The organism is Citrobacter sp. C5_2 (genome assembly GCF_014596845.2).
Taxonomy (GTDB): Bacteria; Pseudomonadota; Gammaproteobacteria; order Enterobacterales; family Enterobacteriaceae; genus Citrobacter; species Citrobacter werkmanii.
Genome location: NZ_CP115032.1, coordinates 3,979,609 through 3,999,340 on the forward strand (window position 1 = coordinate 3,979,609; position 19,732 = coordinate 3,999,340).

Below are 19,732 nucleotides of genomic sequence, written 5' to 3' on the forward strand. Positions count from 1 at the left end.
TTTATTACCTCTGTGCCATAGTGGTTTGCGTTGCGCATTTCACCTCACCCACCCACGCCGCGCCGCGTGCTTTTTCCAGATCGAGATCGGCTTCACAAACGCTGCCATTGGCTGAAATTAGCGTGATGACCGGATATTTTTTATCAATATCGATAGCAAACTCACCCTTTTCATCGGTACGTGTTTTCCCGATGTGGTTATGAATATCGGTATTTGCAGCTAACTGCCCATCAGGGTAACGAATACGCCCAAACACGGTGACCATGCTTTTCACTTCAGGGTTAATAACACCAACGTTACCCGGATATAGCGTCAGTTCCTGCTTGCGTCCTGAAACAATATCGAAGCTGTCCTCAGAGTTTTTATCATTGAGAATTTCCAGCTTGTACTGGGCATAGGGCGGCAGTGCAATGAAATTTGATTTACCGCTGAGAAGATAATTACGATTGTTAATCTTCGCCGCCAGTTTCCCCTCACCGGTCAAATCTGTTTTCACGATGACACCTGACCGTTGCCTCTCTTTACTCAGACCGAAGTCTTTCCCAGCCCACGCCAGAGAGCCTTGAGAAGAGAAGTTCATATTGGTGGAGTTATCCGCGGAACGCGTTACCGATACGGTACCGGCGTTATATTTCGTGTCATAACTCAAATTGCCGTTTATCGAATAGTTGTTGTCGTAATATTGTTCACCACTCAGACGGGTTGACGCCGCCAGGCCGACTGATTTAATGGGGCCTTCAGTATACTGCTTACGCGCACTGAGATTCCCCTGGGTGCTGCCATAGCGATCCCGGGAGACCCCCATGCTCAACCAGGAAGCCAACGGCAACGATAAATCCAGGCTGACATAACGTTCCTGTCGCCCATCGTCATTTCGGTTGTTGTAGTAATAACGCTGGATCCCTGCACGCAGCCCAACCGAGGCATATCTGCCTGAATAAAGGGTCGTGCTGTAGTCCAGGTTACGGTATTTATTGCCTGAATAGCGATTCTCCGTCTGGCTAACGGTGAGCGAACCGCCATGAGGAATAAACTTTCCGATATTCAGCGTGCCGCCAATGGAATAATTGTCACGTTCCTGCACGGGCAAACGATCGCCAATTTTACTGTCTTCACGAGATGCCCAGAGAGAGCCATACCCCTCAGGTACATTGAGATTAATGTTACTGATGTTTCGCCATGACGAATCGTTCGCTACCAGCGTCTGAGTGCCAATGCTTACGTATTCATTCACATTGAGCGTGACATCCGTTTCATTAACCGCATTGTTGTCAAAACCGTAGAGCGTGGATTTCAGGCCCAGTCCCGACAATACCGCCAGCGTTACCGATGCGGCCCCGCCAGCAATCCATGTCTGCTCGCTGCCCAAATCCTGATAATTATTTCGCTTATAGCTCACACGATCATAATCCAGTGAGCCGCCAAAAAATTGCCACGAGAGCTGATCAATTCCGGCTGCTTGTTGGCGGGCAAAGATTTTATTTACCCTGCTGATACGACTATTAATTGTCCGGCCATTGACCACGATATCTACCGTGACGTCATAAACTCCATACGGAAAACGACTGGTATCAATTTCATAGCTGCCCATATTAAAGTTCTGCACGCTGAGCAATCGCCCGTCACGAAAGACATGAACCTCGCCAGCGGCTGGCAAAAATACGGTAATCGGCGTGAGTGAAAGTGCGGTGTTTTCAACAACCGTACTTCCTTTATTTCCATAGCTCACACCGTAAATTTTACCGCCGTTCAGCGCATTCAGACTGGCAATAGACTGGACATTCCAGGTGTCAAGCATCCCGAGCGCCAGTCGATACCCGTTATAATCGCGCTCATACATCGCCCGATAGAGTTTGCTGGTGCCATTGCTGTCGCCTATACCGTAAAACGAACCGTTAATGTTGATATGGTGCTCACGCAGCGATGTTGTATTGTCTACCGTCAGATAGCTGCGAGTACTGCTGCCGTTGTGATAATCATTGTAGTAGGTACCAAAGTTATAATTCAGGACATTGGAGAGCGTCTCCACACTGGAAGGCCCAAGCAGACTGCTGCGTGCGACAATCGCTTCAGTTAGCGCATCTTTACTAACAATCATCTCCAGATGAAATGAAGAGACGTTAAGCTGCAGGCGTGCATTAGCCGATAGCTCGATATTGGTATTATCGTGAAACTTCACATCACGAATTTTTTCCACCAATGCGCGGGTTTTTCCAGATAACACGGCATTATTAGGCAATTCAGTAAGCGTCAGGGATTTAACGGTAATATTGCCATCAACAAGCGAAATTACCGCATCGGCAATTTTTTGCTGACTTTTCTCGTCAGTCTCGTTGTAGCGAATATATACCGGTACCGTCATTCCCTGCTCCAGTGAACGGGCGAAAGCGCTGGGAATAACGTAATTACCCACTTTTACTGGGGCTGCATGTGAAAATCCTGGTGTCAGCGCAAGAAAAAGGCAAAAGCTACCGCCGACAATGTTTTTTGTTGTCATATGCATCCTTACATTCCGGTATTTTATTTATCCCGTACAGATGGCTGCAATCGACCATCACTTCACTGTAATAAACTGCTTACCGTGCCAGATACCGATCCGTGAACGGCTATTATTAATATCGGTAAACTGTAATTTTATTTTCGTACCTGGCATAATGTAATAACGTTCGCGACAGCCTCGTCCTCGATCGCGGGCCTTCTCTTTACACGTGCCATAGGCGATCACTCGAAACGAAACATTGCCAGTATTGGTAATAACGTCGCCATTTCGGTTATATTCAAAACGCTCCTTTCTCGGCGCAACCACCAAAATAGTTCCAATTTCAGCCGACGCTGTTGCAACCGCCATTTTATTGGCCCGGGTTTCCGCGCTCTCGGTAACCGGTTCATCAATCCATTGCAGACGATAATAACGCTCAACATCATCTGCTGGTCCTTTATAGAAAAAGCGAAATACATCCTTCGCCTGACCAGGAAGAATAAGGTTGGCAGGTGTAGAAAGTAACTCTCCGGAATTAACAGGCTTTATTTCGACTCCGCCAGCTAAAGGTGATGACAATTGTTTTACCGAAACACTGACATAACGCGCCGCATCAGTTGTATTGGTAATTTCTTTCGATAATGAACTCTCAGCAGAAGTCATTATCGATGTAATTTCACCAACATTAATTGCCCATCCGGGAAAAGATACTACTAACCCTACCAACATCGCTGTCGGTAAATATTTTTTCATGACACCATTCCTGATAAATTCGGGAGATAAAATTCTCCCGAATTTTTTATTACTTAGGTAGTCGTCCAGGTTGCATTGAACTGTACTTTTACATCACCAGTCCAATAGCCGTCTGGCAGGGCAGAGTAATCCGTTACTGCCTGGGTACCATCAGAAGTCGCTGACGTGATGGTGAATTTGAAGTTGGATTGATCGCTGACACGAGCAGCACCGTTATAAGCGCCATCAGCCATCAGGCTTTCAAGACCAGAAGTCGAGCTGGAGTTGACCAGGACAGTATCTGAAGACTTAGTCAGCGCGGTGCCATTCCATGCCACTCCTACGTTCAGGGTAGATGCATCACCACTGGCGTTGGTCAGAGTGTTGCTAATGATCTGCGCAGTCAGCTCAAAATCGGTTGCCGTCTCCTGGCCCTGAATAGTCACATCAAAAGCACCGTCCTGAGAGTTGAAGGCATTCAGTCCTTCAGCATACTGGAAAGTCAAAGAGTTTAGCGGGGTGACAACCAACATGCTGGTGGTATCTTTTGTTGCCGTCGCATCCCACGAGGCAGTTGCAGAAGCAGTAACATCTGCCATTGCATTTGCCGCAACAAATACAGAAGCCAGAGAGGTTACTAATAATAGTTTTTTCATTTTTATCTTCTCCTAAGAACAAACTCACCACCGAGTCTTATTATTAAGTCACTCCAGCGGTTCCATTAATTGCGAGCCAGAATTGCCGCGCAAAAAAATTATCATTTGAATTAAGTAACATCTCAACAAACCCTGAAACGCAGAAATTACAAAAGACTAAGAATTTTCTTACACAAATAGTCTTCCAGGAACTTTCCTAAGATATATTTACTCAAAACAAGCCGCATTTCAGAATTATTAACCACACAAATAAGTCGAACCAAACAATTCATCTTTTTTATGTTTTTGATAAATATCAAAAAGGTCATACAAATAAAACCCTAATAAAATCCTTACAAAACATAAAGATAATTAAAATATTTATATCTTTTCTAAAATGCTGACTATTTGTTACAACTTTGATAAATTTTCACCTTCACAAGAAAATTCTCATTAAACTTTCGTTTGAAGGGGAATATTCTTATAAACAAAGCAAAAATCTGGAGGATTAATACTCGAATTGATAATTATTTCACACAAATAAAACCAGGAATTTTCCATATAAAAAGAATATTCCTGGTATTGCAAGAAAAAAATCATATTCATAAAAGCGAGAATTAGATGAAGCTTTTCAAACCGAGATAACTATTAAGTGTTACCGTACGTACACGATGTAAGGTAATCAAATCTTGTTGTTCGAGTGATTTTAATGAACGGCTGACGGTTTCAATTTTAAGATCGAGATAATTGGCAATTTCTTCCCGGGAAAAAGGCAATCGAAGCGTCGTTTCCGGTCTGCCAATACGCAAATGCATCTCGTAAAACTCCACCAGGAAAGCGGCGATTCTGGCCTCCGCGTGTTTATTCGCATAACGCCGCAATTTCTCAACAATGAACCCATTATCTCTGCACAGAAACTTGATGACTGCTGCGGCAACTGAAGGATCCTTCTCTGCGACCTTGAACAACCGCGCGATGTCGATATGGCAAACTTCCGCAGTCGTTGCAGCCCTGATGGTGGTCAGATACGTTCTCCCTTCGACAGCATCCAGCGCCATGATATCCCCTGGAACATAAAAGCGGCTGATAAAAACGTTATCGCCACATTCCACGCTGGACTTGCAATACCCCTCATGAATCACAAAAAGCATCTCTGCGGCCTCATCCTGCCGAGCGAGAATCTCACCTGCTTTAAACTTCCTTCTTTTGTCTATTAACTTGTACTCATTATCACGATCAATAGCCGTTCCCTTTGGACACAGCGAACAATGGCGGGGTGGGAACGGATTGCCGAGCGGCACAACAGGAATACTAAGTTTGTGAATATCCGATTTCACGCAACAACTCCTCATAAAAATGAGACTGATTCTAATAGAACAAGCGTGGGGAACAATACGTGAACCGCAGACCAGGAAAATTCATTCCAGACAGGGAAAATTCTGTGCTGGCTTACTTTTCTGGCACAAACGAGAATATGAATAAATATAGTCTGCTGCGGATGATTAAAAACGCAGAGCTGAAACGAACGCGGGTATGGCGAAGAAGGTTAAAACAAACCGGGCGATGCATTACTGGCCTTGCGAATCAAACGCCTGTTTTGCATCACCCGGTTTCAATTACGCGCGAATGGTATCATCTCCGAAGCCAATCCACTTGTATGTGGTCAGTGCTTCCAGTCCCATTGGGCCACGCGCGTGCAGTTTTTGCGTACTCACCGCCACTTCAGCCCCCAGTCCAAACTGGGCGCCATCGGTAAAACGGGTGGAAGCATTCACGTATACGGCAGAAGAATCAACTTCATTCACGAAACGGTTGGCGTTGCTGAGCGTGCGCGTCAGGATAGCGTCGGAGTGTTGGGTACCGTGTTCGCGAATGTGCGCGACAGCGCCATCCATATTTTCGACCACCACAACGTTCAGATCCAAAGACAGAAACTCGTTATCCAGCTCTTCCGGTTTCAGCGGCACCAGTTTGGCCGGGCCATGCAGTACCTGCATCACGATTTCGTCGCCATGCAGCGTAACACCGCTTTCCGCCATCTTGTCGCTTAACGCAGGCAGGAAACGCTCAGCGATATCCTGATGCACCAGCAAGGTCTCCACGGTATTGCAGGTGCTCGGACGCTGGGTTTTGGCATTGACGATAATCTTCAGCGCAGGCGCGATTTCAGCAGAATCATCCACATAAATATGACACACGCCAATGCCGCCGGTGATGACCGGGATAGTCGACTGCTCGCGGCACAGCTTGTGCAGGCCCGCGCCACCGCGCGGGATCAGCATATCGATGTACTTATCCATACGCAGCATTTCAGCGACCAGCGCGCGATCCGGATTGTCGATTGACTGCACCGCTGCTGCGGGTAAACCGCAGGCTTCCAGCGCCTTTTGGATCACCGCCACGGTCGCAGCGTTAGTCCGGTAAGTCTCTTTCCCGCCGCGCAGGATCGCCGCATTACCGGTTTTCAGGCACAGGGAGGCAACATCAACGGTAACGTTAGGACGCGCTTCATAAATCACGCCAATCACGCCCAACGGGACGCGACGACGCTCAAGACGCAGTCCGCTATCCAGCAGGCCCCCGTCAATCACCTGCCCGACAGGGTCAGCAAGATTACACACCTGACGCACGTCGTCAGCAATCGCTTTCAGACGCGCAGGGGTCAATGCCAGGCGGTCGAGCATTGCTTCGCTCAGACCATTTTCACGCGCCTGTTCTACATCCTGCTTGTTAGCGCTAAGGATACTTTCCCTTTGCGCTTCCAGCTCATCGGCTATTTTTTCCAGCACGCGATTTTTTTCGCGGCTGGAGAGCAGCGCCAGCTTGTATGACGCAGCTTTGGCAGCAATGCCCATTTGTTCCAGCATATGCCTGTTCCTTAACGGGTAATCATGTCGTCGCGATGGACAGCAACCGGGCCGTATTCATAGCCGAGGATGGTGTCAATCTGCTGTGAGTGGTGTCCGGCAATACGGCGGAGCGCGTCGCTGTTATAGCGGGTCACGCCGTGGGCGATATCGCGCCCTTCGAGATTGCAGATACGAATCACTTCACCACGAGAAAAGTTGCCTGTCACGCTTTTAATGCCTTTTGGCAGTAATGAACTGCCACGTTCCAGAATCGCTGCGGTCGCGCCCTCATCGACGGTAATTTCCCCGGCAGGCGGCGCGCCGAAAATCCAGCGTTTACGGTTTTCCAGTGGAGAGGCCTGAGCATGAAAACGCGTTCCAACGGAAACGCCTTCCATCACATCGCCAATCACGCCTGGCTTGCTGCCTGCGGCAATGATGGTGTCAATCCCTGCGCGGCACGCGACATCAGCGGCCTGCAATTTCGTGCCCATACCCCCCGTTCCCAGGCCAGAAACGCTGTCGCCGGCAATGGCGCGCAACGCATCGTCAATACCGTGAACGTCTTTGATCAGCTCCGCCTGCGGATTGGTGCGCGGATCGGCGGTGAAAAGTCCTTGCTGATCGGTCAGCAACAGTAGCTTATCGGCTCCGGCCAGAATTGCCGCCAGCGCCGAGAGATTGTCATTATCGCCGACTTTAATTTCGGTGGTCGCCACCGCGTCATTCTCATTGATGACAGGAACGATGTTGTTGTCCAGCAGCGCGCGTAACGTATCGCGGGCATTGAGGAAGCGCTCACGGTCTTCCATATCCGCACGCGTCAGCAGCATCTGCCCGATATGGATACCGTAAATAGAGAACAGCTGTTCCCACAGTTGAATCAATCGGCTCTGCCCTACCGCCGCCAACAGCTGTTTCGAGGCTATCGTCGCCGGAAGCTCAGGGTAACCAAGATGCTCACGCCCGGCTGCGATCGCGCCTGAGGTAACGATAACAATACGATGCCCTGCGGCATGAAGCTGCGCGCACTGGCGAACCAGTTCTACGATATGGGCGCGGTTCAGGCGGCGCGATCCGCCCGTTAACACACTGGTGCCAAGTTTTACCACCAGCGTCTGGCTGTCACTCATGATTCTCTGCCATTCAAAATTGGGGAAAATGATATCAAACGAACGTTTTAGCAGGACTGGCCCCGGTTGCCAACAGCCAGCGCACAAAGCATGAAATTTTATTGCGCAGGATCAGCAAGCGTAGCGGCAGATTTTGACGCATTTATTACAGAAACATAAAAACACGCTTTTTTAAAAATATTCTTACTTTGTCATAAAACGTTCATTGCCAGACGTTAAAAACCTTCCTGTCTTTTAACGGGGATCACACCCAGTGAATATTAGCGCGTACTTTTAATCAGGAATGAAAATGAAAAAGAGCACTCTGGCATTAGTGGTGATGGGGATTGTGGCGTCGGCATCCGTACAGGCAGCTGAAGTGTATAACAAGAACGGTAATAAACTGGATCTGTATGGCAAAGTTAAAGCCATGCATTACATGACGGATTATGACAGCAAGGACGGCGACCAAAGCTATATCCGTTTAGGTTTTAAGGGCGAAACGCAAATTAATGATGAACTGACGGGTTATGGTCGCTGGGAAGCAGAGTTCGCAGGCAATAAAGCTGAAAGTGATTCCAACCAGCAAAAAACACGTCTGGCTTTTGCCGGTCTGAAATTAAAAAATCTTGGCTCGTTTGATTATGGTCGTAACCTGGGCGCGCTGTACGATGTAGAAGCGTGGACTGATATGTTCCCGGAGTTTGGCGGCGATTCTTCTGCACAGACCGATAACTTTATGACCAAACGCGCCAGCGGCCTGGCAACTTACCGTAACACCGATTTCTTCGGCGTCGTGGATGGCCTGGATCTCACCCTGCAATATCAGGGTAAAAACCAGGACCGCGATGTGAAAAAACAGAACGGCGATGGTATTGGTACATCCGTTACCTATGACTTTGGCGGTAGCGATTTCGCCGTAAGCGGCGCTTATACCAACTCCGATCGTACCAATCAGCAGAATCTGCAAACTCGCGGTACAGGCGATAAAGCAGAAGCCTGGGCAACGGGTTTAAAATATGATGCTAACGATATCTATATTGCGACGTTCTATTCTGAAACGCGCAATATGACGCCGATTTCCGGTGGCTTCGCCAATAAAACGCAGAACTTCGAAGCGGTTGTTCAATACCAATTTGACTTTGGTCTGCGTCCGTCACTGGGTTATGTGCTGTCAAAAGGTAAAGATATTGAAGGCGTCGGCAATGAGGATCTGGTGAATTATATCGACGTTGGCGCCACGTATTATTTCAACAAAAATATGTCCGCGTTTGTCGATTATAAAATCAACCAGCTGGATAGCGACAATAAACTGGGCATCAACGACGATGATATCGTTGCTGTCGGTATGGTTTATCAGTTCTGATTTAGGATAAAAAATGCCGGATGGGGTTGCGCCGCCATCCGGCATTTTACTGTTCATTATGCGGTTAATTTAACCGGCTCATCTTTAAAATCGTCAGCAGGCTCCAGCGCCAAATCCAGCGACGTTAACAACCCACGTAATTTTTCATGAAACTCACGTAAGGTGTATTCCAGTCGCTCTACCACTTCAGTCTCTTTCACCGGCACCGCCGTCCAGTTGCCATCTTTATCAAACAAACCAAACTGATAGCTGTAGGTAAAGCGTTTTTCCTGCGCCTCAAGCTCCATCCACCAGCCCCAGAACTCGCGTTTCTCAGGGGCGGGTTTCACGTTGACGCAAACAGCCAAACAATCGAAAAAAAAGCGATTACCTTCGCACTGCCCTTCCCGGATGTACGGGCCAAGCGCGGTGAATTTCTTGATCAATCTACTTTTCGGATGCCCACTCGGTAACGTCATTACGATCTCCTTAGGTGAAGCCCCTGTTTTACCAAATCGATAAAATTTAGCAAACTTTTAACACAATCTCTGATTGATCCACTTAGTTATTTCTTGCAGTCCTTTGTCAAAATTGCGATACACCGGGTTGAATGGAATCTCCAGCAGCTTACCGTCAGAAGATGACGAGGTGATTAAACGCGACTCCTCTTCGGGGCTAAACGGGTCATTTTTCCAGAAGCCCGACAGCATTGGCGTCGGGCAGCGTCGACCGAGCAGTCCCTGCACTTTTAATGAATAGCGATTAAGCTCAACGCGCAGCGCTTCATCGGAAGCGTCGTGCATCCCCAGGCGGCTGGCCAGAACGTCAAGATACATTTCCGGGACGCTTGCCTGACGCTGCGGGTCACTCAGCAGCGCATGCACAACCGGTCCCAGGCAGGCCACCGCCTTCAGCCGTGACGACTCCAGATACGCCAGGCGTACCGCTACGTTAGCGCCAAAACGGAAACCGAAGGCCGCCACGCGGGTGTGATCCACCCACGGGACATTAGGCAGCGCCTTTAATACATGCTGATGCAGCAGGCTGGAATCCTGAGTCAGTTTCCATTTTGATGAGAATCCGACCGACGGCATATCCAGCGTCAACATGGCAATACCGCGCGGAGCAAAGTAGCGCTCATACAGCGTGTAGTAGTCCGTTTGCATGGAATCGAGACCGCCGCACATCAGTACCGTCGGGAACGGACCATCGCCTTTTGGCATATGCAGGAAGCCGGTTATCGGCGCGCCGCCAGCGACCGCAAATTCCATCTCACGCAGCGTGCCCGGCAGCCGTTGAGCGGCTTCTTCATAGGCGCGATTGGCCAGAGCCTGCGCCTGCTCTGCCAGCTCATCGCCTTTCAGATGCGGATAAGCGGCAATGTTGTACAGCGTAGAGGCATGCAGCCAGTGGCGACCGCTCAACTGCGGATCCTCCTCCATAGACGCTTTCTGTTGCCATTCCATCGCCTGCTTTGCCCACTCATAGATCCAGTTCCCGCCACGATAGCCAATGACCGTATCGTAGAGCTCTTTATCCGTACGTTCGGCTTCGCTCATCACGATACGCGCCTGTACTTCGAGGATTTCACGCGGATCGATGCCGCGCCAGATCCACATCAGACGATTCACCATGCGATACCAGTGCGGGATTGTTTTGCCATCCAGGGCAGATTGTACGGACGGCTGCGCGCCGTGATTAAAACGACGAACCAGCGTAGACGTTTCAGGGTGTTTGAAGCGGGGTTTGAACAGGACTTCGCTGAGGTTAGCTTGTGACATTCTTGCAGCCTCCATGAATACTCATTAAGGCATAGTGTAACCTGATGGGGATTAATAAAGAACAACGCCCGGCATAGCCAGGCGTTGAAAGCGCTGTTGATTAGCGACCAGAGATCGGCGGGACAAACACTACGCCCATATCCCAAGGCTGCTCAATCCAGGTATCCTGAGGGATATCAACAATATAATCATTTACCAGCGGACGACCTGCCGGCTTAGCGAAAATAGTGACGAAATGCGCTTTAGGATACATTTCGCGGATCGCAACCGCGGTGCCGCCGGTGTCAACCAGGTCGTCGATGACGATAAAACCTTCACCGTCGCCTTCAGCACGCTTAAGCACTTTCAGCTCGCGCTGGTTGTCGTGATCGTAGCTGGAGATGCATACGGTATCGACATGACGAATACCCAATTCACGCGCCAGCAATGCGCCCGGCACCAGACCACCACGGCTAACGGCAATAATGCCTTTCCATTGTTCAGAAGGCATCAGGCGGCTTGCCAGTTTACGTGCATGGATCTGCAACATGTCCCAGGTGACGACGTATTTTTCGCTCATGTGAAGTGTCCCAGCCTGTGTATCTACGGCTAATTAATAATTGAGGGTGAATCAGGTTGCGCGAGATTATAGAGATCTGACGCACTAAAAACCAGTGTTTCGCGGAATCCGCGCCTCTTTTTGCATGCTTTATGCTAGCCGTCGGCGGAGAAAGTGGTATTCTCAATCGCATCGCGCAAGCCTGACTTGTGGTGTTTTTAATTCAGCTAACCCCGTGGACTGCAAGCAAGTTTTGTAGGACACCGCCAAGGAGACTCAACGTGTCTGAACTGTCTCAGTTATCCCCGCAACCGCTGTGGGATATTTTTGCCAAAATCTGTTCTATTCCTCACCCGTCCTACCATGAAGAGCAGCTCGCTGAACACATTCTGAGCTGGGCCAAGGAGAAAGGTTTTCACGTCGAGCGCGACCAGGTCGGTAATATCCTGATTCGCAAACCTGCCACTGCAGGCATGGAAAACCGCAAACCGGTCGTTCTGCAGGCGCACCTGGATATGGTTCCGCAGAAAAACAACGACACCGTGCACGACTTCACCAAAGATCCTATCCAGCCTTATATTGATGGCGAATGGGTGAAAGCCCGTGGCACCACGCTGGGCGCGGATAACGGCATCGGTATGGCGTCCGCGCTGGCCGTACTGGCGGATGACAATGTGGTACACGGTCCGCTGGAAGTGTTGCTGACCATGACTGAAGAAGCGGGTATGGATGGCGCGTTCGGTTTGCAGGCAAACTGGCTGCAGGCAGATATCCTGATCAACACCGACTCTGAAGAAGAAGGTGAGATCTACATGGGCTGCGCAGGGGGTATCGACTTTACCTCAAACCTGCCGCTGTCCCGTGAGGCGGTTCCGGCTGGTTTCCAGAGCTTTAAGCTGACCTTAAAAGGTCTGAAAGGCGGTCACTCCGGCGGCGAAATCCACGTCGGCCTCGGTAACGCGAATAAGCTGTTGGTACGCTTCCTGGCGGGCCACGCTGAAGAGCTGGATCTGCGTCTGATTGATTTTAACGGCGGTACGCTGCGTAACGCGATACCGCGTGAAGCCTTTGCGACCCTCGCCGTGGCCGCAGATAAAGTTGATGCGTTAAAAGCACTGGTTAACACTTACCAGGACATCCTGAAAAACGAACTGGAAGCCAAAGAGAAGAATCTTGCTCTGCTTCTGGATGCTGTCGCCAACGATAAAGCCGCCCTGACCACGCAGTCTCGCGATAGCTTTGTTCGTCTGCTGAACGCCACCCCGAACGGCGTGATCCGCAATTCCGACGTGGCGAAAGGCGTGGTGGAAACCTCCCTGAACGTCGGTGTCGTGACCATGACTGACGATAATGTACAGATCCACTGCCTGGTTCGCTCGCTGATCGACAGCGGTAAAGACTACGTGGTAAGCATGCTGGATTCACTGGGCAAGCTCGCCGGTGCCAAAACCGAAGCCAAAGGTGCGTATCCTGGCTGGCAGCCGGATGCTAACTCTCCGGTTATGCACCTGGTTCGCGAAACCTATCAGCGTCTGTTCAACAAAACGCCGAACATCCAGATTATCCACGCCGGTCTGGAATGTGGACTGTTCAAGAAACCGTATCCGAATATGGACATGGTTTCCATCGGGCCAACTATCACCGGTCCGCACTCCCCGGATGAGCAGGTTCATATTGAAAGCGTCGGCCACTACTGGACGCTGCTAACCGAGCTGCTGAAGTCGATTCCAGCGAAATAAGTCTCTGTAATAAAGCCGGATAGCGCTACGCTTATCCGGCCTACGCGCTGATTTGTAGGCCGGATAAGGCGGTTACGCCGCCATCCGGCAATACATCAGAGTCAAATTCCCAGCAGCAGTTGCCTTTCCAGCTGTGGATCAAGCAGCGTGACGTGTAACCCCACCAGCCTTACGCCCCGCCCGCCCCGACGTTCATCCCAGGTTTTGCGCGCTGTCGCAATTAAGTCATCTTTGCTTAAGCGCGGCCAGACGTGCTCCTGCGTGGTTTGCTGAAAATCATTAAACTTGAGTTTAATTCCCTGCCGGGCGATCAACAGATCCGGTTTTACCTTTGCCAGACGTCGTTCCAGTTCGGGATATAGCCGCTCAATAATCTCCTCACATTCAGCCCATTCATGAATATCTTCTGCCAGCGTACGCTCAACGCCGACAGATTTGCGCAGTCTGTCGTTGTTGACATCCCGCTCATCAATGCCCTGGCTGCGTTCCCACAACACGCGACCAAACTTACCAAAACGTTTGAGCAACATGGCCAGGTCGTATTTTTGAACATCCTCGCAGGTACGCAATCCCATCGCTTCCAGCTTAGCGGCAGAAACTTTGCCTACGCCGGGTATTTTCCCTAACGGCAACGTTCTGAGAAATTCGGGAACATCAGCGGGGGTAATGACATATTGCCCGTTGGGCTTATTGAGATCGGAGGCTATTTTTGCCAGAAACTTAACCGGCGCAATCCCGGCGGAGGCGGTTAACTGTAACTCGTTGAAAATCGTCTGGCGGATCTCCTGCGCTATCAGCGTGGCAGAACCGTGACAGTGAGCACTGTCGGTCACATCCAGATAGGCTTCGTCCAGCGAAAGAGGTTCGATCAGCGAGGTATAACGGGAGAAGATCGCCTGAATCTGGCGGGAGGCTTCTTTATAAGCCTCGTATCGACCAGGCAATAACGTGAGATGTGGGCACAGTTTTAACGCCATTCCGGTCGGCATTGCGCTACGTACGCCAAATTTACGCGCCGGGTAATTAGCAGTGCTGATAACGCCCCGGCGTTCACGACTGCCGCCGATAGCAATGGGAATGTCGCGCAGGGCTGGATTATCACGCATTTCCACCGCCGCGAAAAAACAGTCCATATCAACATGTATGATTTTGCGCATGACTCGCCTCCCACAACACTGTTTAAGTATACAGTATTTTTATGGTGTGAGAAGTCTGATTATGCCTTACGCTGGACCATTCATGACAAAGCGCGCATCGCACAGGTAACGTACGATGTCCGTGGTTTTATGTTCTGCGGGATTACCCGCCGTACTGACAAAAAGCTTTTTCACTTTGCGAATCTTTGCCCGCAGCAATTTTTCGATCGTCATCAGGCGAAATGCATCATTTTCAACGCAGAAAAGCTCATAATCACCCAGACGCTCTCCACAAATTTCACAATGATTCATCCAGTAACGTAGCCCGGTGGTTTTACTTTTATCCAGATAGTAATTGCTGGCCTTAATGTTCTTTTTTATCTCTTCAGGCAGAGAATTAATATGAAACAGAAAGGTATTCCGTCGAATAGATTGCCAGCCTTGGCCATCATGATCCTTTCTAATAAACCGGGTAAACATCACTCCGTGAATATGGGTAAGCTGGTGGCAGTTCCAGCAGCGCATCTTCGAGGTAATTACCAGATAGTACGGCGCGACGATGTTAAAACTGTCGGTGTTGTAGACATAGTCACGAAGCGCCTCGTTTAGCTCATGAGGTTCGGTGTACCAGATCCCTGAAATCTGGTCGAAATGCGCGCCCTGACAGGCCACATCCGTGACGTTATCAGTATGAATATCCAATGGAATAATATGGGTTACATCTATCACATTGCCTTCCTGCGGGATAATTTGCCCCCCACGTTGCGTGGAGGACCGGGAATCAAATTAATGCGTGACGGGAGCAGAATGTTGACGTAAAGAAGTCACCTGCTTTTGTTTGTCCAGCTTATCAATCAGCGGTTGTACGACCTTCTCGCCGTGTTGGCCAAAATATTGATACAGCGTATCAGAAGCGCTTTGCGTTAATACCATGATCTCAATGCGACGGTTGCCGGCGCTTTCCGGATTTTTCGCATCCAGCAGCATTTGGTCGGCCATTGCGCTGACCTGCATAACTTTATTCTGCGGCATTCCGGCATCTTCCAGTACGCGTCGAGCAGACAATGCGCGGTCGCCTGACAGGTTCCAGTTGTTGTAAATGTTACTCTTATAGCTCATCGCGTCCGTATGCCCGGTGATGATGATCTTATTGTCCAGCGAGTCAAACACGGGGGCCAGCTCAACCAGCAGCGATTTAAAGAACGGCATAATTTTGGCGCTACCGCGTTCGAACATATTACGGTTCTGATCATCTTTAATCAGTACGCGCAACCCCTGAGGAACAATCTCCATCTCAAGGTTGGTCTCCATATGCGCCTTGCGGGCAATGACGTTAATGTCGGTCGCCAGCTCGCCTAACTCCTGGGCTGATTTTTGTTTCAGTAACGCCGTTTTCTCATTCACATCCAGCGCCTTTTTAGCGTTCTCTTCCGTGATCCTCGCCGTCTCCTGTGGATTCACGGTTTTATCAAGCTTGTTGCGCGTGACGTTTTTCTTCTGCGCGCCTGGCGCTATCGGCAGTTTGCCCAGCTTGTTTAACGGCGCCATACCGCCACCGTTAAAGATTGACTGGCCATGCAGCGCCGCCACGATATTTTCGCGGTCAGCCTTGCTGACGCTGTTCACAATCCACAGCGTCATAAACAGCGCCATCATCGCCAGCGTAAAGTCAGCAAAGGCGACCTTCCACGCCCCGCCATGATGGCCTGCATGGTTCTTTTTAATTTGTCGGCGGATAATGGTGGTTTTCGCGCCGCGATCGCGACGATTTGGCCCCTTCCTCATGCTTATTCCTGCTCCAGCATCGCATTAACCCACGCATCCAGATTGGCGAAAGTGGGTTTAGAGGCCAGATGGAGAAGTTTACGGCCAGCATCGACCGCCAGTAGCGTCGGTTTACCGCCCGCTTGCGCCACCAGTACGGTACGAACGCATTCGAGCAGCGAATGCTCTGCCCGCGCCTGCTGTTCCATGGCGTTTGCCAGCGGGTCCATCAGGCAATAACAGATGAATACCCCTAAGAATGTCCCCACCAACGCCGCCGCCACTTTCAAACCGATAAGCGCAATGGAACCATCGATAGACTGCATGGTGATGATAATGCCCAGTACCGCAGCACAAATACCGAATCCAGGCATCGCCTCGGCGGTACGCTGCAAGGAGCGCGAAGGGGTTAACAAAGATTCTTCAGCGGTATCCAGTTCCTGATCGAGGATCCCTTCCAGTTCATGGGCATCGATTTTACCCATCGCCATCAGACGGAAGTTATCGGCGATAAATGTCACCAGTCGCTTCTGAGTCAGCACCAGCGGGTATTTTTGGAAAATGGTACTTTCTTCCGGCTGTTCGATATGCTGATCCAACATACGCAGACCACCGTTCTGCACCATTTCCAGCAGCTCATACAGGCACATCAGTAGCTGACGCTGAAATTCCGGTCCCATTTTCTTTTTACTGATCACCCCTTTGATCTGATGGGCGATCTCTTTCAGCACATGTACCGGGTTCCCAATAATCATCGCCCCCAGGCCGGCACCAACGATAATAATAATTTCTGCTGGCTGCCAAATAGCAATTAACTGCCCACCAGCCTCAAAGTAGCCGCCAAATACGCAGCCCAAAACCACTAATAAGCCAAAAATCTTTTGCATTACGTCCTCCGCATGTTGATTCGGAATTGTTAGTCTGGATATAAACAATCACGAATCTTGTGCGTGATTTTTTTATTCATTTGACAGATTCGGGCTTCGGTCAGCCCTAATACCAGCGCGATCTCTTTTAAATTCATATCGTGTTGGTAATACATTGAGAGCACGAGGCCCTCTTTTTCGCTGAGTTGGCTCAGGGCGTAACTCAACATTTCCTGCGTGACGAATTGCTCTTCCAGCCCACGCCCTTCGAGCGGTGCTATCGGCATATCGCCATTCAGTAATTCATCCAGGCTGGCCAGCGTTTCCGCACCTTCCAGCTGTTGGTATTCCTGATAATCCTCAGACGATAATCCCCGTCGGGACAACTCCTCCCATGAGGGTTCATGCCCAAGCTGTGTGCGCGCATCACGAATCAAATCTTTAATCTGATGGTATTTTTGGCGTAGCTGGCGAGGCCGCCAGTCGAGGCTGCGCAGCTCATCCAGAATTGCGCCGCGTATGCGGTGAACGGCATAACCGGCAAAACCTTCGTCTGGTTGACCGTAGCGTCGAATCGCATTCAGCAATCCCATCAACGCCGTTTGTTCCATATCCTGCCTGTCCATAACGCAGGTACATTGCGGCGCAAGTTGACGCACCACTTTGCGCACCAACGGCAGATAAGCCTGTAAATAATGGCTCTCTTGCTTTGGCGTAAGCATGGGCGTCGCATTAAAGTCTTCTGACTCGTAAGCATCCTGTATCATGTTATTTCCTGGCTTTTCGCTTATTGGAACACGACTTTTTTCACCAATATCTCCTTATAAGGTGTCGCCATTTTGCGTTTCGCTAATTCAACTTTCAGATTTTCAAATATTTTCTTTCTGATTTCGGAGATCTTCAGCGCCCGAATATCTTCATATTTCATATTCGAAAGCTCATCTACGGTAATACTTTGATAGAGCGGTTCGTCCTGCTTAATTTTTTCAGCGTCTTTCTCTGAATCAACAACCATCACCAGCTCAGCGACCATATAGCGATCGCCGCCTTCATCATCATGCAGCGTAACCACCGTTTCTGGCAGGGAGACAAAAATATTGTTGGACTCATCCTGGCTATCTTCCGCTTCGTGAGCGGGAGTCGCTGCCGCAGCCGTGGTTCCCTTATTCATAGCATGATAAATGCCCCATCCGGCCCCCCCCGCAATACCCAAAGCGACGACGGAACTGATCACACACGCGATAACGATTTTCTTCATTTTGCTTTTACACTTTGATCAGAACGGATTCATTCCGTTGAAATTGAGGTTCATCATTGAGCACTAATGCTGACGCCACCTCATCCTGTTGATGACCTGACTGCTGTTTTTGCTGCTGCGATTGCCCCTCGGAAGAGACCTGAACATTGACTTCCATGAAGTTCTGCGCCGTCAGGTGCTGACGTAGGTTTTCGCTAAACTGCTGCAATGAGCGGCAGACATCGCTCTGATTTGCGCCGATGTGTACCATCAGCTTCCCAGCATCCAGTTGCACAGCAATTTCAAGTTTGCCCAGCGACGGAGGATCAAGACGAATGGTCGAAATTTGCTGTTGCTGACCTATCTGGAACTGAATTCTGTCTTTAAGCAACGCAGTGAGTTTCTCCCCGAGTTCCTCCGTTGACATCGTCACTGGTGCGGAAACTGGCGTCGACACGATGTTATGCTCGGTCAGTGGATTCACTGGCTGATTTCCCTGCGCCGCGGTATTGAGCAAATTCTGCGTAGAGAGCGCAGGGTTGACCGTCACGCCAGCGGTTTTTCTCTCCACCACCGGGCGAGGACTGGGGTTCTGGGTTGATTTCACCCGAGCAGAAATTTGTTGGGAGGTCGAGAGTGACGCAGGCTCCGGCGCAATCGCTCGCAGATCCTGGGCGGAAAACGTCGCCAGCTTAGCCTGTTGATCCGGGGTTGCTGGCGGCAAATCCTCGCTGAGTGACGCCAGTAACGTTTGCAGCTTAGGCGGCAGTGACGATAAGTCGGTTGTGTGCTGATCAGCCGATGGCGCGGATGTTTTTTCCGGCTGGGCCATGGCGCTCGCCAGTTGGCGCAGCAATGATGACCCCGAATGGGTGGTTTGCACCTGCGCCAGCATTCTCAACATGTCGCCATCAGGCTGCTTTTGTACATCGGCCGGGGCTGCCTGAGTCGGTTGCGCCAATAGCATAGCCAGCAATGCCTGCATGGCTGCCGGATTCGCGTCGTCTTGTTTATGCGCAGCCGCCGATGTCTGCTGATGACTCAGTTTTGCGCCAATCAACCGCTCAGCCGCGGCGTTCAGTCCCGACTGGGATAAAGAAAATGCGCTGCCGCCCTCAGGGGTTGACGGCGCCGAAATCGTCGCCTTTTCCGGTGTGGCCTCTGCCGACGCACTGACCGAGGCCAGTAATACAGGATTCATGCCTTCTCCGAAATTAAATTAACCATTGAATACGCCAACATTCCTTCCTGGTTTTGCTGATGTTTCTCCATCCGCGTTTTGAGTTCTTCCGCACGCTGCGTTCGCCGCGCAATTAATGTCTCAAACGCGACCAGCAGTCTGCTTTTCACTTCCCGTAGCGCCTCGGCGTCAGTTTCCCAGGCAGCATAGGCATGAAAGTCACGCATCACCTGCTGATGCAGACCTGGTAATCGACGCCACCGTTTTTGATCCAGGGCATCGTTCATCGCCGTCACCAGGGCATAAAGCTGCTGTTGCTGACGTTCTCTTTCCATCGCC

At 50.2% G+C, this 19,732-nt stretch carries 19 protein-coding genes; 2 read left to right on the forward strand and 17 right to left on the reverse strand.

Translation table 11 applies throughout. The features are described 5' to 3' along the window. Positions 1–4 precede the first annotated feature (4 nt). The 6 genes from ICA20_RS19340 to proB form a co-directional block, all read right to left on the reverse strand. The gene (locus ICA20_RS19340) at positions 5–2,497 is read right to left on the reverse strand and encodes a CS1-pili formation C-terminal domain-containing protein (RefSeq protein WP_038643008.1); all 2,493 of its coding nucleotides are present in this window, start codon (positions 2,495–2,497) and stop codon (positions 5–7) included. A gap of 57 nt (positions 2,498–2,554) precedes the next feature. Continuing rightward, positions 2,555–3,232: a hypothetical protein gene (locus ICA20_RS19345; protein WP_038637707.1), complete on the reverse strand. Its 678-nt coding sequence runs from the start codon at positions 3,230–3,232 to the stop codon at positions 2,555–2,557. 53 nt (positions 3,233–3,285) lie between these two features. After that, complete coding sequence (locus ICA20_RS19350) at positions 3,286–3,867, reverse strand: common pilus major fimbrillin subunit EcpA (RefSeq protein ID WP_038637704.1); 582 nt, start codon at positions 3,865–3,867, stop codon at positions 3,286–3,288. A gap of 596 nt (positions 3,868–4,463) precedes the next feature. Next, positions 4,464–5,183, reverse strand: coding sequence for a Crp/Fnr family transcriptional regulator (locus ICA20_RS19355; protein WP_038637701.1), 720 nt, complete (start codon positions 5,181–5,183; stop codon positions 4,464–4,466). A gap of 279 nt (positions 5,184–5,462) precedes the next feature. Next, positions 5,463–6,713 carry a glutamate-5-semialdehyde dehydrogenase gene (gene proA, locus ICA20_RS19360; protein WP_038637698.1) on the reverse strand — a complete coding sequence of 417 codons (1,251 nt, stop codon included), beginning with the start codon at positions 6,711–6,713 and terminating at the stop codon, positions 5,463–5,465. An 11-nt stretch (positions 6,714–6,724) separates the two neighbouring features. Further along, the gene (proB, locus tag ICA20_RS19365) at positions 6,725–7,828 is read right to left on the reverse strand and encodes a glutamate 5-kinase (protein ID WP_038637695.1); all 1,104 of its coding nucleotides are present in this window, start codon (positions 7,826–7,828) and stop codon (positions 6,725–6,727) included. 289 nt (positions 7,829–8,117) lie between these two features. On the opposite strand from proB, the gene phoE reads away from it, so the two are divergent. Next, on the forward strand, positions 8,118–9,173 hold the full coding sequence (gene phoE, locus ICA20_RS19370) for a phosphoporin PhoE (protein WP_038637692.1): 1,056 nt from the start codon (positions 8,118–8,120) through the stop codon (positions 9,171–9,173). A 56-nt stretch (positions 9,174–9,229) separates the two neighbouring features. On the opposite strand, the gene crl is transcribed toward phoE, so the two are convergent. From crl to gpt, 3 genes are all read right to left on the reverse strand, one after another. After that, on the reverse strand, positions 9,230–9,631 hold the full coding sequence (crl, locus tag ICA20_RS19375) for a sigma factor-binding protein Crl (protein ID WP_038637689.1): 402 nt from the start codon (positions 9,629–9,631) through the stop codon (positions 9,230–9,232). Positions 9,632–9,688: 57 nt separating this feature from the next. Then, positions 9,689–10,933: an esterase FrsA gene (gene frsA, locus ICA20_RS19380; RefSeq protein WP_038637686.1), complete on the reverse strand. Its 1,245-nt coding sequence runs from the start codon at positions 10,931–10,933 to the stop codon at positions 9,689–9,691. Between the two features lie 100 nt (positions 10,934–11,033). Next, complete coding sequence (gpt, locus tag ICA20_RS19385; protein ID WP_038637683.1) at positions 11,034–11,492, reverse strand: xanthine phosphoribosyltransferase; 459 nt, start codon at positions 11,490–11,492, stop codon at positions 11,034–11,036. 260 nt (positions 11,493–11,752) lie between these two features. Between gpt and pepD the strand changes: the two genes are divergently transcribed. Next, complete coding sequence (gene pepD, locus ICA20_RS19390; RefSeq protein ID WP_038637682.1) at positions 11,753–13,210, forward strand: cytosol nonspecific dipeptidase; 1,458 nt, start codon at positions 11,753–11,755, stop codon at positions 13,208–13,210. A 101-nt stretch (positions 13,211–13,311) separates the two neighbouring features. Here the strand turns inward: pepD and dinB are convergent, their stop codons facing one another. From dinB to ICA20_RS19430, 8 genes are all read right to left on the reverse strand, one after another. Beyond that, entirely contained in the window at positions 13,312–14,367 is a 1,056-nt protein-coding gene (dinB, locus tag ICA20_RS19395) for a DNA polymerase IV (RefSeq protein ID WP_038637679.1), read from the reverse strand. A 66-nt stretch (positions 14,368–14,433) separates the two neighbouring features. Then, positions 14,434–15,075: a hypothetical protein gene (locus ICA20_RS19400; RefSeq protein WP_038637677.1), complete on the reverse strand. Its 642-nt coding sequence runs from the start codon at positions 15,073–15,075 to the stop codon at positions 14,434–14,436. A gap of 57 nt (positions 15,076–15,132) precedes the next feature. Next, positions 15,133–16,131 carry a putative lateral flagellar export/assembly protein LafU gene (lafU, locus tag ICA20_RS19405; RefSeq protein WP_038637675.1) on the reverse strand — a complete coding sequence of 333 codons (999 nt, stop codon included), beginning with the start codon at positions 16,129–16,131 and terminating at the stop codon, positions 15,133–15,135. A gap of 2 nt (positions 16,132–16,133) precedes the next feature. Continuing rightward, positions 16,134–16,997, reverse strand: a complete 864-nt coding sequence (gene motA, locus ICA20_RS19410; RefSeq protein WP_006685923.1) for a flagellar motor stator protein MotA — start codon at positions 16,995–16,997, stop codon at positions 16,134–16,136. Between the two features lie 29 nt (positions 16,998–17,026). Beyond that, the gene (locus ICA20_RS19415; RefSeq protein ID WP_038637670.1) at positions 17,027–17,743 is read right to left on the reverse strand and encodes a FliA/WhiG family RNA polymerase sigma factor; all 717 of its coding nucleotides are present in this window, start codon (positions 17,741–17,743) and stop codon (positions 17,027–17,029) included. A gap of 20 nt (positions 17,744–17,763) precedes the next feature. Then, positions 17,764–18,234: a flagellar basal body-associated FliL family protein gene (locus ICA20_RS19420; protein WP_038637667.1), complete on the reverse strand. Its 471-nt coding sequence runs from the start codon at positions 18,232–18,234 to the stop codon at positions 17,764–17,766. 7 nt (positions 18,235–18,241) lie between these two features. Then, positions 18,242–19,414 carry a flagellar hook-length control protein FliK gene (locus tag ICA20_RS19425; RefSeq protein WP_038637664.1) on the reverse strand — a complete coding sequence of 391 codons (1,173 nt, stop codon included), beginning with the start codon at positions 19,412–19,414 and terminating at the stop codon, positions 18,242–18,244. After that, the gene (locus tag ICA20_RS19430; protein WP_038637661.1) at positions 19,411–19,728 is read right to left on the reverse strand and encodes a hypothetical protein; all 318 of its coding nucleotides are present in this window, start codon (positions 19,726–19,728) and stop codon (positions 19,411–19,413) included. Before ICA20_RS19430 ends, ICA20_RS19425 begins: the two co-directional genes overlap by 4 nt. Positions 19,729–19,732: the final 4 nt, after the last annotated feature.